Annotated in this window: 14 protein-coding genes; 13 read left to right on the top strand and 1 reads right to left on the bottom strand. The window is 41.0% G+C overall.

Translation table 11 applies throughout. From position 1 onward, the window contains the following. Window position 1: 1 nt before the first annotated feature. From ACTJJS_RS04555 to ACTJJS_RS04525, 7 genes are all read left to right on the top strand, one after another. The gene (locus ACTJJS_RS04555; RefSeq protein WP_440662611.1) at window positions 2-1282 is read left to right on the top strand and encodes an AAA family ATPase; all 1281 of its coding nucleotides are present in this window, start codon (window positions 2-4) and stop codon (window positions 1280-1282) included. After that, on the top strand, window positions 1279-2040 hold the full coding sequence (locus ACTJJS_RS04550) for an HNH endonuclease (protein ID WP_440662610.1): 762 nt from the start codon (window positions 1279-1281) through the stop codon (window positions 2038-2040). Before ACTJJS_RS04555 ends, ACTJJS_RS04550 begins: the two co-directional genes overlap by 4 nt. A 2-nt stretch (window positions 2041-2042) precedes the next feature. Further along, entirely contained in the window at window positions 2043-3290 is a 1248-nt protein-coding gene (locus ACTJJS_RS04545; protein ID WP_440662609.1) for a restriction endonuclease subunit S, read from the top strand. A gap of 3 nt (window positions 3291-3293) precedes the next feature. Further along, complete coding sequence (locus ACTJJS_RS04540) at window positions 3294-6290, top strand: type I restriction endonuclease subunit R (RefSeq protein ID WP_440662608.1); 2997 nt, start codon at window positions 3294-3296, stop codon at window positions 6288-6290. A 6-nt stretch (window positions 6291-6296) separates the two neighbouring features. Beyond that, the gene (locus ACTJJS_RS04535) at window positions 6297-8282 is read left to right on the top strand and encodes an McrB family protein (protein WP_440662607.1); all 1986 of its coding nucleotides are present in this window, start codon (window positions 6297-6299) and stop codon (window positions 8280-8282) included. Beyond that, window positions 8279-9613 carry an McrC family protein gene (locus tag ACTJJS_RS04530; RefSeq protein WP_440662606.1) on the top strand — a complete coding sequence of 445 codons (1335 nt, stop codon included), beginning with the start codon at window positions 8279-8281 and terminating at the stop codon, window positions 9611-9613. The genes ACTJJS_RS04535 and ACTJJS_RS04530 overlap by 4 nt, the downstream gene beginning before the upstream one ends. An 83-nt stretch (window positions 9614-9696) precedes the next feature. Next, window positions 9697-9870, top strand: coding sequence for a M48 metallopeptidase family protein (locus ACTJJS_RS04525; protein ID WP_440662605.1), 174 nt, complete (start codon window positions 9697-9699; stop codon window positions 9868-9870). A gap of 320 nt (window positions 9871-10190) precedes the next feature. Here ACTJJS_RS04525 and ACTJJS_RS04520 read toward each other — a convergent pair whose 3' ends face one another. Beyond that, the gene (locus tag ACTJJS_RS04520) at window positions 10191-10559 is read right to left on the bottom strand and encodes a winged helix-turn-helix transcriptional regulator (protein WP_440662604.1); all 369 of its coding nucleotides are present in this window, start codon (window positions 10557-10559) and stop codon (window positions 10191-10193) included. Between the two features lie 96 nt (window positions 10560-10655). Here ACTJJS_RS04520 and ACTJJS_RS04515 point away from each other — a divergent pair, with 96 nt between their 5' ends. The 6 genes from ACTJJS_RS04515 to ACTJJS_RS04490 all read left to right on the top strand — a co-directional run bounded on the left by ACTJJS_RS04515 (window position 10656) and on the right by ACTJJS_RS04490 (window position 15291). Next, window positions 10656-11294 (top strand): NAD(P)-dependent oxidoreductase, encoded by a 639-nt coding sequence (locus tag ACTJJS_RS04515; protein WP_440662603.1) that lies wholly within the window; start codon window positions 10656-10658, stop codon window positions 11292-11294. Window positions 11295-11567: 273 nt separating this feature from the next. Further along, entirely contained in the window at window positions 11568-12191 is a 624-nt protein-coding gene (locus tag ACTJJS_RS04510; protein WP_440662602.1) for a Crp/Fnr family transcriptional regulator, read from the top strand. An 82-nt stretch (window positions 12192-12273) separates the two neighbouring features. Continuing rightward, entirely contained in the window at window positions 12274-13671 is a 1398-nt protein-coding gene (locus ACTJJS_RS04505) for an MBL fold metallo-hydrolase (RefSeq protein WP_440662601.1), read from the top strand. A 128-nt stretch (window positions 13672-13799) separates the two neighbouring features. Further along, window positions 13800-14033 (top strand): hypothetical protein, encoded by a 234-nt coding sequence (locus ACTJJS_RS04500; RefSeq protein ID WP_440662600.1) that lies wholly within the window; start codon window positions 13800-13802, stop codon window positions 14031-14033. Between the two features lie 69 nt (window positions 14034-14102). After that, window positions 14103-14834, top strand: coding sequence for a DUF2490 domain-containing protein (locus ACTJJS_RS04495; RefSeq protein ID WP_440662599.1), 732 nt, complete (start codon window positions 14103-14105; stop codon window positions 14832-14834). Window positions 14835-14928: 94 nt separating this feature from the next. Then, a complete protein-coding gene (locus ACTJJS_RS04490; protein WP_343744846.1) occupies window positions 14929-15291 on the top strand; it encodes a nuclear transport factor 2 family protein in 363 nt (120 codons plus the stop codon). The last annotated feature ends 35 nt before the right edge of the window (window positions 15292-15326 follow it).

Raw genomic sequence — 15326 nt, 5'->3', positions numbered from 1 at the left:
TATGCGAATAGATAAACTCAACATAAAAAATTTTAAAGGATTTGAAGATGAATCATTCTCGCTCAATCCTCAGTTCACGGTTTTTATTGGAGACAATGCTAAGGGAAAAACTGCGATGCTTCAGGCAATGTCGATAGCAATGGGTAGCTTTTTTCTAGGTATCGATGGCATCGATTCCCGTGCTATACAGAAAAATGAAGTAAGAATGAAAACGATCGACGGACAGCCAAGACCACAAAAACCCGTTGTAATTGAAGCAGAATGGCGACCAGAACAAGAGGAAATGGTCTTATGGAAAGATTATGCTATTAAACCTGAGATGAAATGGAAACGGGAGAACATAAAAAACAATACTACCAGTAAAGATGCCAAAAACATCAGGACATTTGCAGAGTCCTTGCTTAAAGCCAGTCGCGATGGGTCCAGAGTTGTTTTTCCTCTTTTCGCTTTTTATGGCACGGGTAGGTTATGGGCAATACACGAAAAACTAAATTATCAAAAGCAGGAAGAGGGTGTCAAAATGGCTTATGCTTATGCACTTTCTGCCAAAGCCTCACCAAAAGAATTTCTGCAATGGTTTAAGACACAGGAAGATTCTGTTAAAAAATTTGAACAGCCACTTGACATGGCACATCTTACGGCATTTAAAAGAACAATTACACAGCTAATACCTGATGACCGTTGGCAGGATGTAGCCTTTGATAATAAGGAGAATGAACTCACGGGCATTTTTACTACGGATGCAGGCACAAAAGAGAAACTCAAATTTAGCCAGCTGAGTGATGGCTTTAGAAACATAATAGCCATTGCCGGCGATTTAGCCTATCGGTGCATTCAACTTAATCCGCATTTAAAAGAAGAGGCAGTTGAAAAAACGCCGGGCATTGTACTTATAGATGAACTTGACATGCACCTGCATCCCAACTGGCAACGCCGGATTGTAGATGATTTAAAAAGAGCATTTCCCAAAATCCAGTTTGTAGCAACTACACATTCGCCGTTTATAGTGCAGTCATTGAAGAGTGATGAAATATGGAATCTGGATAAGATAATGGACGTTGCTCCTGACAAGCTCAAAATTGATACTATTGCAACAGAGGTGATGGGTGTACCAAGTCCCTATTCCGAAGCGAACGAAGCACTTTACGAGCAAAGTAAACAGATTATGGAAGATCTAGATACTGACAAGCCTATTGAAGTGGTGGAGCAGGAAATACAAGATATTGCTGATCCTGCCGTAAGAGCATTTCTTCAATTACAAAAAATTGCAAAAGGAAAATGAGACCATTAAACAAAGGAAACACTCCAATAGATGCAGCAGGTAATGCAATTGTTGTTACAGACTACGGCGACTGGCGCAAACACCTTATTGACCGTATTGGGTATTATTGCGTGTATTGTAATCAGCCATTAAGTCATAGCTTACAGGTAGAGCATGTAGTACCCAAGGCACCGCCTGCAGGTGTTGTTGCTGGGGCAGCTTTAGACTGGGATAATATGCTTCTAGCCTGCGGGCCGTGTAATAATGCAAAAGACAATACGCCTGTTGATGCCAATACGTACTACTTGCCTGAAGAGCATAATACACATCTTCCTTTTTTAATAGTTCAAAGTATCGAGCTTGATCATGCTATAGTACAAGCAAGACCGGGCTTGAACGCACACCAACTGCAAAAGGCAAATAACACCATTGAATTGCTCGCTCTGAACAAGATAGATGAAAGACCTAAAGTTGTTGATATCAGAAGCTTAAAGAGAAAAGCAGCAATGCTTTCAGTCCGTTCAGCTAGGTTAATTTATAATATGGCAATAGCGTCACCTACCTACAATGCTATTGTTGTAGCAGAAGACATTGCCAGGAGGGCTGCCGATTGCGGCTTTTTTAGCCTTTGGTATGAAGAGTTTCTCAATGAACCTCTAGTGATAGAAAAATTAACGGATAATGCAATGATTAAAGGTACTGCCACCAACTGCTTTGATCCAGCCAATGGCTACCAACCCATTAACCGTAATCCACACAACGCTGCCGATCCGATATAATTATGCAAAAAACTTACCCAACATACAAACCAACATCTATTCCCTGGCTAACCGAAATACCGGAGCACTGGGACCTAATCGGATTGAACCTAATTTTTAAAGATAATAAGGTGAAGAATAAGGGTATGGTTGAAACCAATGTTCTTTCGCTTAGTTATGGGAATATAATTCGGAAACAAAAAACCGAAAACTATGGCTTGATACCTGAATCTTTTGAAACGTATCAAATTATCGAGCCTGGACATATTATTTTACGTCTAACTGATCTTCAAAATGATAAAAAAAGCTTTCGAGTTGGATACGTAAGAGAAAGAGGTATTATAACCTCTGCATATACAGGATTGATCCCAGAGAAAGTAAGTAGCAAATATTATTATTACATACTTCATTATGCAGATATCAAAAAGCACTTCTATTCGTTGGGCGGTGGCGTAAGGCAATCCTCAGATTATAATGAAATTAAAAAGGAAAAAGTTCCCCTCCCTCCTTTTGAAGAACAAGCCGCCATCGCCAATTACCTTGATGCAAAAACAGAGCAGATCAATCGTTTTATTGAGAAAAAAGAGCGATTGATAGCATTGCTGAAAGAGCAGAAGAAAGCTTTTATTAATGAGATATTGAATGAAGGTGAAGATATTTATCCTACTATTCGCGTCAAGTTTGTCGGGAAAGTCAATCCTACTAAGTCGTCATCAACTCTGAAAATTGACGACAGCGATAACGTAGTATTCTTGCCAATGGAAAAAGTCTCAGAAAATGGGAAAATAGATTGTAGTATTCTGAAACCCACACTTGAGTTAAAAAATGGATTTACCTTTTTTGAAAAAGGAGACATTATTATTGCGAAAATTACGCCTTGTTTTGAAAATGGCAAAGGCGCATTACTTTCAAATCTGCTTACTCCTTATGGTTTTGGAAGCACCGAATTTCACACAGTAAGGGCTTATACAAAAAAGGTTAATCCAGAATATTTGTGGTGGATATTACATAGTGAAGCATTTTTGTCTCTTGGAGAGTATTTCATGGAAGGCTCTGCTGGGCAAAAGCGTGTGCCTGTTGAATTTGTAAAAAACTATCTGGCTGTTATTCCTTCTATTCAAAAGCAGAATGAGGTACTATGTAGAATTAAATTTGAAACTGATAGAATAGATACCACTATCCAACGCATACAAACCGAAATCCAAAAAGTAAAAGAACTCAAACAAAGCCTGATTGCCGAAGTAGTAACGGGCAAGATAAAAGTTGTATAAACTATGAGCAGCGATACATCAGAAAAAGGTCTTGAGATCATCATTGAAAAAGCACTGTCAACAGACGGTGGTTATCGCATATCCTATCCCACCGACTACGATCGGGAGTTGTGCGTGGATAAAAAGCTGTTGGCTGAATTTATCAATACCACCCAGCCCGAAGCATGGTCCACCATTCAAAAACGCGGTGAAGAAAAATTTCTGAAGCGGCTTGCAGAGCAAATTAAACAACGCGGAATTATAGATGTATTGCGCAAAGGCATTAAAGACCAAGACTTGCAGGTGTGGCTGTACTATAAAAATCCCGCATCCGCACTCAATACCAAAGCAGTACAACAATACGAATCCAATATATTTTCTGTCACTCGGCAATTGCGCTACAGCCTCAGCAACGGCAATTCGCTGGACATGGTGCTCTTTATCAACGGATTGCCCGTTAGTACACTAGAACTTAAAAACCCCTGGACAGGGCAGAATGTAAAACATGCCATCAAACAATACCAGCAAGACCGCGACCCCAAAGAACCTTTATTTATCTTCGGGCGTTGCATGGTACATTTTGCTGTAGATCCCGATCTTGTATATATGACCACCGCATTGGGCGGGCAGAGCACCTTCTTCCTGCCGTTTAACAAAGGCGTAGATCATGGTGCAGGTAATCCCGTAAATCCGCATGGACTCAAAAGCGATTATCTGTGGAAAGAAATATTACCCAAACGCTGCCTTAGTCATATCCTAGAGCACTATGCGCAAGTAATAGAAGAAAAAGATGAGGACACCGGAAAGATAAAACGTAAGCTCATTTTTCCCCGCTATCACCAGCTACAAGTGGTGCAAAAGCTACTAGCAGATGCCAAAGCAAAAGATATTGGACAACGCTACCTCGTACAGCACTCCGCAGGTTCCGGCAAATCCAACTCCATTACCTGGCTCGCACACCAACTGGTAAGCCTGCACGACAGCACCAATACTCAGCCTGTTTTTGACAGTATCATTATGGTTACCGACCGTAAAATGCTGGATAAGCAAATACGCGACAACGTCAAACAATTTGCGCAAGTAGCAAAAGTAGTAGAAGCTATAGACAAAGGCAGCAAGCAACTCAAAAGAGCATTGGAAGATGGCAAAAAGATCATCATTACCACTGTGCAGAAATTCCCTCATGTGATGGACGAGATCGGCGAACTGGCCGCAAAGAAATTTGCCATCATCATAGACGAGGCACACAGTAGCCAGAGCGGCGAAACCGCTTCCAAAATGAATTGGGTACTGAGTGATCGGGCAGAGCCTTACGGCAATGAAGACACTAAATCTGATCCCGAACCACAGGATACCGAAGACATCATTCATGAGCAAATGCAGCAACGCAAAATGCTGAAAAACGCCAGCTACTTCGCCTTTACTGCCACACCCAAAAACAAAACACTCGAAACCTTTGGCCGCAAAGGAATACAGCCCGATGACACCCCGGGCGAACCAGGGAAATTTTATCCCTTTCACCTCTATTCCATGAAGCAGGCCATCGAAGAAGAATTTATTCTCGATGTGCTGAAAAACTACACCACCTATCAAAGCTATTACAAACTGCATAAAGCTGTAGAAGAAAACCCCGAGTTTGAAACACACCAGGCACAGAAAAAATTAAGAGCTTACGTAGAGAACCACCCCTTCTCCATTCGTGAAAAAGCCAAAGTAATGATCGATCACTTCCATACCGACGTCAGGAAACAGATCAGAGGCAAAGCCAAAGCAATGGTGGTAACCCGCTCCATCAATAACGCCATTCAATACTTCCATTCCTTCAACGAATACCTTCGCGAAATACATTCGCCTTACAAAGCCATCGTAGCTTTCTCCGGCAAGCGCACCATTGACGGAGTAGAATATGACGAAGCTAAACTTAACGGATTTGCCAGCGGCGATATACCAAATACCTTTAAGAAAAATGAATACCGCTTCCTTATTGTAGCCAATAAGTTCCAAACAGGCTTCGACCAGCCCTTGCTGCATACCATGTATGTAGATAAAAAGCTAGCAGACGTACAGGCTGTACAAACGCTGTCACGCCTCAATAGAGCCTACAAGCCTGACAAAGAAGATACTTTTGTGCTAGACTTTTTTAACAGCACAGACGATATCAGAGAAGCCTTCGAGCCGTTTTACACCACCACTATATTGAGCGAAGAAACTGACGCCAATAAGCTAAACGATCTACAGGACGCATTGGACAATGCACAAGTATATGCCACAGACGATGTGATTAACTTTACTGACCTGTATATAACCAGCACAGACCGAACAACATTAGATCCCATTATTGATGCCTGCGTAGCGCAGTTTCGCAGTGAGTTGCATGTAGATGCACAAATTGGCTTCTATGTAAAGGCAAGATCATTCTACAGAACCTACGCTTTCCTTTCCAAGATCCTGTCATTCAGCAACACATACTGGGAGCGGCTATATTGGTTCCTGAAATTTTTGATACCCAAAATAAAACCCGCGGAGCATGACGATCTTGCCAAAGGAATATTGGAAGCGATAGACCTGGACAGCTACCGACTCAGCAAAACAACCACAGAAAATATACGCCTGGATGGAGGAGAAGAAATAGACCCGACACCAGCCATTGTAAAAGGAAAGAAAGGAGACAATGCATTTGATGAGCTGGAAACGATTGTACGAGAATTTAACAACCGTTTTGGCATTGACAACTGGACAGACGACGATAAGGTCAAAAGCTTTTTATTTCAGCAACTGCCTGCAGATTTTGAAAAAGACGAGGATACCGTAACCGCTGTCATCAACTCCGATAAGCAGAATGCCAAAATTACATCCGATAAAAAAGTAGAAGACCTCATGCAGGACATTATATTCACCTACACCGATCTCTACAAAAAATTTACTGACGACGCCGACTTCAAGCGTCAGTACCTCGAATTTATTTTTGACAAAATATGGAAACAACATAATGGCAATAATCCTACTAACCCAAGATTGTAAACTGACATGAGTATAGACAAAATCACCAGGGAACACGTTTTAGCCGCCGTTGATAAAATAGAACGGGAAAACATTACACTGCAGCCATCCACCAAATTTGATGTAGTGATTAATGGTAAAGCCTATCCGCCCAAAGAGATTATGCGTTATGCCAATTTGATGGCAAACAAAACAATGGATTGGCCTAACAGCGGTGGAGAACCTACCAATAAGTACCTGGAAAAATTTGGGTTTGAGATACAGCCAAAAGAGCAAGACAATGCAGGCAATACAACCAATCGTTTAACAAACACGGTCATTAAGCTGGGATGCAATTGGGGCAAGGGGGCGCCAAGTTTTTATAAAATGATCCGCGAGCGAAAGATTGCAATTTGCGCCGATGATCTATTGTATCAACCTAATGATTTGATATTAGTCACCCAAGGTCAGACTGTTTTTGCATTAGCCAGGATTTTGAAATACCCTCAACCTGTTACTTCTAATTTAGCGTTAGCGGCAGATTTCAATAAATACAAAATCGACTATGAAGAATGGGTAAAATACGCATCTGCAGAATGGTATGAATTATCAAAAGAAGAAAGGTTTTCGTACAATTTACAACAAGGCCGTTGTTATGTACACTTACCGGAAATTAAAAATAGAGCGATAGCAATCTGGAACAATCGTTTTACTAATAAAAGCATTAAAACTATGAACATCCACATTGGCTTATGTATCAATACTATTCTGTATGGCCCTCCCGGTACTGGCAAGACATATAATCTGAATAGATACAAAGAAGACTTCTTTACAGATAAAGGAATTACAAAGAGCAGTGACGAAGTACTTAGAGAAAATGTAAACGCCTATCCTTTTTGGCAAATACTCGCTGCTGTCATGAGTACACTGAATAAACCTGTGTCTGTTTCTGAACTGTTGAGTAACCCTGTAGTAAAAGCCAAATTGAACCCTGAAGCCAGAGCTCCCCGAAGTACCATTTGGAGAATATTGCAATCTTATGCAGACAGCAACTCTACAGAGTTGAATGCGAAATACAAAGGATCCTTCGAATTATTTCAAAAAGACAAAGATAGCCGCTGGGGCATCATGCCAAACAAGAATGAAGTATTAGCTGATATCAGCCAGGAACTAATGGACATTGTGGTACACCCAGAGCAACAGCCAACTCAAAATGTAGCTGATAAATTGCGCTATCATTTCATCACCTTTCATCAGAAATATAGTTATGAAGATTTTATAGAAGGAATAAAGCCCATGCTCAAAAATGAGGAAGTAGAGGAACTATCTGGCGATTTGCAATTTGAATTAAAAAAGGGAATTTTCTACAACAGTTGTTTAGAAGCACTCAAATTAGCAGGCTATGAATCATTTGAAGCCTGCCATAATGACACACCTGATAACAGAATTGAAAAATTTGAAAAAGCCCGGAACAATCCTGCTAAACAATTCGCCTTATTCATTGATGAAATAAACAGAGCTAATATTTCTGCTGTATTTGGTGAATTGATTACACTATTGGAAGAGGATAAACGAACGGGGGTTACTAATGAAGATGGAAAATTGACAGAGATGTGGATCAAACTTCCATATTCACATGAAATGTTTAGCGTACCATCCAACTTATACGTTATCGGCACTATGAACACTGCCGACCGTTCTATAGCACTGTTGGATATAGCACTTAGGAGACGTTTTGAGTTCAAAGCCCTTTATCCCGAGTATCATGAAGGAGCATGGTGGAGTTCTGTTTTACAAACTTTAAATGATGCCATTTATGAGAAGAAAAGAAACGCTGATTTCTTTATCGGGCACGCCTTCTTCATTAATAAAGAGGAATCAGATAAGACTAATATCTTCAATAACAAGATCATTCCGTTGTTGAACGAATATTTCCAGAACAATGCAGAAAGTGTAAAACATATACTGAACAAATCAGGAATTGGCATTCAGCAACCAGGCATCAAAAATAATTATCAAATTGTAGCAGAGTGAGACTATCCGAATGGCAAAACACTTCTTTTGAAGCGCACAAAGATAAATTAAATAATTTTGTCAACTACCTTTCAAGTGTCTGGCAAAACAGGAATCGCTATATCGAGTCGCCCGAAGAAATCCCAGAAGAAGAGCAACAGGAGGAAAAGATACAAAGACAGCGTTTTTTTAATTTTACCGTAGACGGAAAAATCGCTGCAAGAAATTATGTTGGCGTAGTTCAGTATGAAGATATTCGTATGGAAGTATATCCGAAGATTTTTGCAGGAGACCATACGAAACCTGCAAAACTATGGCAACAGAACTTACTCTATTGGCTTAGCTATTGCAGCAAGATCAAGTTTCCATTTTCTCTGGCCGATATATCGAAGTCCGCGTCCAACGATTTCCTGGAATTGCTCATTTATATTTTTGCCAATTATACAGAGGAAATTATATCCAATCAACCACTCCAAGCCTACCAGACTGTAGAAGAGGAAACTACCTTCCTGAAGGGGCGCTTATCCTTCGACAACTACACTAAACACAATTTGATCACGGGGAAATGGCAACATTTCCACTGCATGCATGAGCCATTTGTGTATGACAATCTGTTCAACAGGATCGTAAAATACGTCACTAAAAGATTAGCCGCCATTAGTAGACATCAGCCTAATATAGAAAAACTCAATTCACTTCTTTTTCTACTCCACGATGTATCCAATATTCCCTGCACTGCCAAAGACTGCGACAAAGTGAAGCTGAATCCGCTTTTTGAAGATCATAAGCACATATTGGCATTGTGCAAACTATACCTCTCTAATCAGGTGATTGATACGAATGACGAGAGTAGCAGGAATTTCTGCTTCTTGGTGCCTATGGAATACGTTTTTGAAGATTTTATTTTTGGCTTCCTTTCAACTCATTGGCCTTCTTTGAATATCCGAGGCCAGAGCATAGGATATTTGGCCCTTAATCAAGACAAAGAGGTCTTTCAGATAAAAAACGATCTGCACATCCCTAATCAGCTTATTGTTGACACGAAATATAAAATCCGTTCTACTGAGAATGGGCTAAAAGCTGGAGTAAGTCAGAACGACATGTATCAAATGATTAGTTATGCGCTAAGGAGAAACTGCAGCAATATTTTAATGCTGTACCCCGAAGTAACTAATGGACTTCATTCCCCCACAGCTTTCAACGTTCCGTCAGCTATGTTGCTAAAAGAAATTGATATACAGATCCGAAATATAGATATTCGGTTTGAGGATCTGCTGCAAGCGGATCAGGTAATGAAATTGAGGGTTAAGCACCTTGTCAGCCATTGGGGTTTCTTCAATAATAAGTTATAAATCAAAGTTCCAATTTACCATATGTTGATAGGTTGGAATTTTCCTTTTCCCTTTATAAGTTTTTATTAACTTTGAACTAGTTCTTGGTTACACCGGCACCTGTTGGTGTATTGGATTACATCATTACCCACGAAATGGTTCATTTCCTTCATCTCAACCATTCTGCCGAATTCTGGAATGAGCTGGATAAGAAAATACCTAATTACCGTAGGCATGAGCAAAGGCTTAAAGTAAACGGAGTAAAATTAGCGCTTTAAAGGACCGACTATATTAAAAGTAAATGCCATTTGCCAATACAAGTTGCTACAATTTGACTACCTTTGGAATATTAAAGTTCAGTGCTTAGCGATTTAATAGAAGTATGTCCCATTTGTGGCCCAAAAGGAAACGAAGAGTTTAACTAATTGATAGACAATATAATTACAGGTAACTTCTGTCGGGCAGTCATCCCGACCAGACAGGACAAAGTGGAAAAAGTTCCATTTTGTCCTGTTTTATTTTGGCCAAAAGCCTTGTCCAGTGTATATATTACGCGCACTGCCTCATTGATGCGGATAGTTCGAAATAAAAATGACAGCTATTTTGCCTTAATAACTTTACGGTGAGCCATTCCCCATTGTAATAATTGTTCGGCCACAGGAATGAAAGTTTTGCCATAGTCGGTAATGGAATATTCCACAGTAACGGGTTTGGTGTTATGGACAATACGCTCCACAAGTTTGTTTATTTCCAAATCCTTTAACTCTTTAGACAACACTTTACCTGAAATACCTGGTATTCCTCTAAGCATTTCCATAAAGTAATTTTTCCCATCTGCCTTTATAGTCAGGTAAAGTAAAATCATCAACTTCCATTTTCCTCCCCAAATTTCAATACTATCCCTCAATGCCATTATAGCTTCGTTGCATTGTTCCGGCGATATATTTTCCCTTAATTTAACTTTCATAATCTATATAGTTACCTATCAGTAATCAGTTACCATCAGGTAATCCGTTTCAAATTTATACTATTAATTCAAAACTTTGCAGGCAAATGAAATCTGATGACAATTACAATTTTCGGTGTAACAGGACGAATGCAACACTTATTAGTGCAACAGGCATTAGACAGGGGATTTAATGTAGTCGGCTATGCACGAACACCATCTAAAATGACCATTCATCATCCCAACCTGACCCTTAAAAAAGGAACAATGCTTGACCAAACCGCCATTGAAGAAGCCATACAGGGAAGCGACGCCGTGATAGAAACAGTAGGTTATGTAAGCGAAGGCACAAACCACATTATTCAGGCTATGAAAAAATTCGATGTAAAACGACTTATTGTTGTTTCCACGTCAAACGTAAAGGACAACCAGGATCTACCTGATAAAAAATTTTCAGTGTTGCTTGCAATTACAAGAGCCTTGTTCAAATTCATGGGACTGTTCAATCGGAAGTATCGTAATTTGGTTTCGGAGATCCGTAAAATAGCAGAGAATGTACGGAGCTCCGATTTGGACTGGACATTGGTAAGAGTTGCAGGTTTAACTGACAAAGCTAAATCCGGCAACGTAAAGTCAGGATATTTAGGGCATGGCATTGTTGGTTTTTCAACCTCCCGTGCAGATATGGCGGATTTTATATTAAATCAGATAACCCATCCTACTTACATACGGCAGGCACCGGCTATCAGCAGCTAACAGTCATTATTGCCATTTAATATTTTTCATTACGCCATATCTCGTACTAACATTTCCCCAGGCAATATTCTCTAATTGCGCAGCTATCAGAATCTCCCATTTGCTATAAGCATTCGGTATGCCATCTCTGTAAGTACCCCGGTCCTGGCGGAAAAAAGACACTCAACGGCAGGCCCGGCTTCAAATTATCCATGTGTGACAAAAGTTACAGTAACCAGGGAACAGGTGGCGTAAATTTGCAGGTTAGCAAGATTAAAAATAAAAAGTTTGCAGATGGAGCCACTGGAACAGATAACAGAATTCAAGTCCTCTCCCGAACTGGTAGAGCAACTTTATGAAAACGGCATAAGGAAAGAATACAAAACCGGAAGTATCATCCTGGATGAAAACGCTTCTATTCGTTCTATCCCTATTGTTACCAAAGGAACATTAAAAGTTATCCGAACGGAAGAAGACGGCAGGGAAATCCTGTTGTATTACATCAAAGCAGGGGAAAGCTGCATAATGTCTTTTTTAGGAGGTATGCATCACGAAACCAGTAAAGTCAAAGCTGAAGTGGAAGAAGATGCTGAAATCCTTTTTCTGCCGATGGACAAAGTATCCTTGTTCATCAAAGAATACCCGCAATGGCTGGATTACATCTTCCGTTTATACCACAAACGTTTTGAGGATTTGTTAGAAATTGTCAATGCCATTACTTTCAAAAAAACAGATGAACGCCTGTTGTCTTTACTGCGCAAAAAACGGGAACTAACGGGAAATAAGACCCTAAGCCTTACCCACGAACAGTTAGCCAATGAATTGGGTACCGCCCGGGTAGTCGTTTCCAGGCTATTAAAACAGCTGGAAGAAAATGGAGTGGTGCAGCTTGGCAGGAACAAAATCACGCTTATGTAACAAATGTAACTGTACAGGGAAAAATAGTAACGGACATTTGCGGTATAGAAAAAAGAACAATAACGACAAAAAATAAACCGCTATGTTTTTTCAACACGTTTATGATAAGAGTTTGGCACAGGGCAGCTATGTAGTAGGTTGCCAGGCTACGGGGGAGGCAATCGTCATAGATGCCCAAAGGGATATAGATGTATATCTCGATATTGCAAAACAGAATAACCTTCGTATTACACACGTTACCGAAACCCACATACACGCGGATTTCCTTTGTGGTTCCAGAGAACTGGCCACAGTAACCGGAGCGGCAATGTACCTTTCTGACGAGGGCGGCGAAGACTGGCAATATCAGTTTCCGCACCAGGGACTGAAAGACGGTGATATGATCAGGGTAGGCAACTTAACCCTGGAGGTTATGCATACACCCGGCCACACGCCCGAAAGCATCAGCTTTTTACTGACCGACCATCCTGCCACGGACAAGCCCGTCATGGTTTTCACAGGCGATTTTGTATTTGTAGGCGATATTGGCCGTCCTGATTTGTTGGAAAAAGCTGCCGGACTTATCGGAACAAAAGAAGCCGGAGCAAGACAAATGTTCCGTTCATTAAAAAAGTTTGCTGCGCTGCCTGAACACGTCCAGGTATGGTCGGCACACGGGGCTGGTTCAGCTTGTGGAAAGGCGTTGGGAGCGGTACATAGCTCTACCGTAGGATATGAAAAAATCCGCAATTGGGCATTCCGGTATGAAGAAGATGAAAAAGGATTCACCGATTACCTGTTAGCCGACCAACCCGAGCCACCAAAATATTTTGCCATGATGAAGCATCTGAACAAGGTAAAGCGGCCATTGCTGACAGAAGTTCCGAAGCATCCGAAGCTAACCAAAGAGCAGTTTATGTCTGCTTATGAAAAAGGTATCAAAGTGATCGATACCCGCAACAAGGCGGATTTCGCCCAAGGCTTTATTCCCGGCAGCCTGAACATCCAGGGCAACAACTCTTTTTCCACCTGGTGCGGCTGGCTGTTGAACTATGAGGAGCAGTTTATTTTGATTGCCGATGACAGCCAGATGGAAGATTTAACCCGCAAACTGATGCGCGTAGGCCTGGACAACCTCTATGGCTATATTTCGGATATAAACGATTTAGGTATTGAACTCCGGACAGCCAACGTCATTTCTTCGGAAGAATTTAAAACCTTCATGGGACAGGAAAATGTACAGATAGTAGATGTCAGGGGAGTATCAGAATATGAAGCAGGGCACATAACAGGCGCCGATAATATTTTTGCCGGGACATTGCCGGACAACCTGGAGAAAATCGCCAAAGACAAACAGGTGATTATTCATTGCCAGGCAGGCGACCGGTCCGCCGTTGCTTATTCTATCCTGGTTAAAAACGGTTTTGAAAACGTAAAAAACTTTTCAGGAGGAATGAAAGAATGGTTAACAATACAAGGCAAAACAGTTACTAACGCTTAACATTTAATAATATGGATTTTTTTTCAGCCTTATGCGGCAGCACCAATAACAGCCAACTTAGCGAAGCTGGGATTTCCACAACAAAAAAGCCACAACTAAAATATAAGCACCTCTAAAATAGAATCAAAATGAACAACTATCTGAAGCACTGGAATTTTATGCGGACGCTGCGATTGGCATTGGGCATCTTAATTATCGTACAGGGCATCATAGCAAAAGAATGGCTGCTCGCGGGCCTGGGAGGCTTATTCTCATTAATGCCGCTGATGAACACGGGTTGCTGCGGTGTGTCGGGATGCAGCACACCCATCCCGCGAAACAACAAAAAAACAGAAGATATAACATATGAAGAAGCTCGCTAATAAACACCCCATATCGCAGGCCCATACCCTTTTCTGCGTCCCGCTCTGTACCTTCCGTAATTAACGCTTATGTACTGGATTAAAAGATTGCTGGCAACAGCAATGTGGCTCTCTATTGTCCGGATTTCGGCTGCACAGGACCATTACAATGCCTGGTTACGCGGCACGTTGGACATTCCTTTATCCGAAAAGATAAAAACGGATATTGAATTTCAGCACAGACGGCAAAACGGCTTTGAAAACACGAATATGTTGGATAAGAGCCTGATGTTTTCCATCAGGAACTGGATACACTATCAGTATGACCCCAACCTAAAGTTTTCCGTTTCGCCGTTCTCCTATTTCTCTCATTATCGCGTTATCCGGCAGAAAGAAGATAACGGGGCGCCTTCCCTTAGCGAAGTCCGGGTTTCCATTGCGGAAGAACTACAGCACAAAATTTTTCCACACATGTACCTCTTCAACCGAAATGCCCTGGAATACCGCGTTTTCAATAATGCCAAACCGAATACCACAAGGTTTCGCACACGTTTCGGCGGCCGCTATGAATTGACAGAGAACTTTAAACTAAGCGCATTCGATGAACTTTTTATAAACGTAGCAGGAACATCTTCCGAACGTATTCCTGATCATAACAGAACAGGTTTCAATATGGAATACAGCATTTCACCAAATCTGAAATTTGACATCGGCTACATCTACATCGTCCGGTCCTCCTCCCCTTCAGCGGCCGGCAATATCAAGTCATGCGAACATAATATGTTCCTGAACCTTACCTACCAGTTGAAAAACAATAAATAACATTCTTTAATCCCTCCTTTATTTTCACTGCAATCCTTCGCTGGCCAGCCCCGTCAGGCCTGATCTTTGTTACATTCTCCCTAAAACACATCTTATGAAAAACGAAATCAGCAACCTCGAAAAGAAGTACTGGGATGCCATGTCCAACAAGGATTTCGATACGATCAGAAGCCTGACAAAGTTTCCTTGTATTGTAGCAGGAAAGCAAGGTGTAATGAGTGTTGACGAACAAAGTTTCAAAAAAATGTTCGAACAAGGCAGCAACACCAAAATGAAAGTAAAAGGATTCTCTGATGAGCAGGTCCAAACCGGCGAAGATCACGGCATGATTGGTTATTTGATTGAACTGGACTACGATGGAAAGGTAATGAAATGCGCCTGTACGTCCACCTGGATAAAAGAAAATGGGAATTGGGTTTGTGCCATGCACACAGAAAGTGATTTAGAAAAAAAATAAAGCCCGAGTTGTACTGTTTAATGCGCCATCTCATA

Source organism: Chitinophaga sp. 22308, from assembly GCF_052045305.1.
Classification (GTDB): domain Bacteria; phylum Bacteroidota; class Bacteroidia; order Chitinophagales; family Chitinophagaceae; genus Chitinophaga; species Chitinophaga varians_A.
This window is presented reverse-complemented; position numbering and strand designations above follow the sequence as displayed.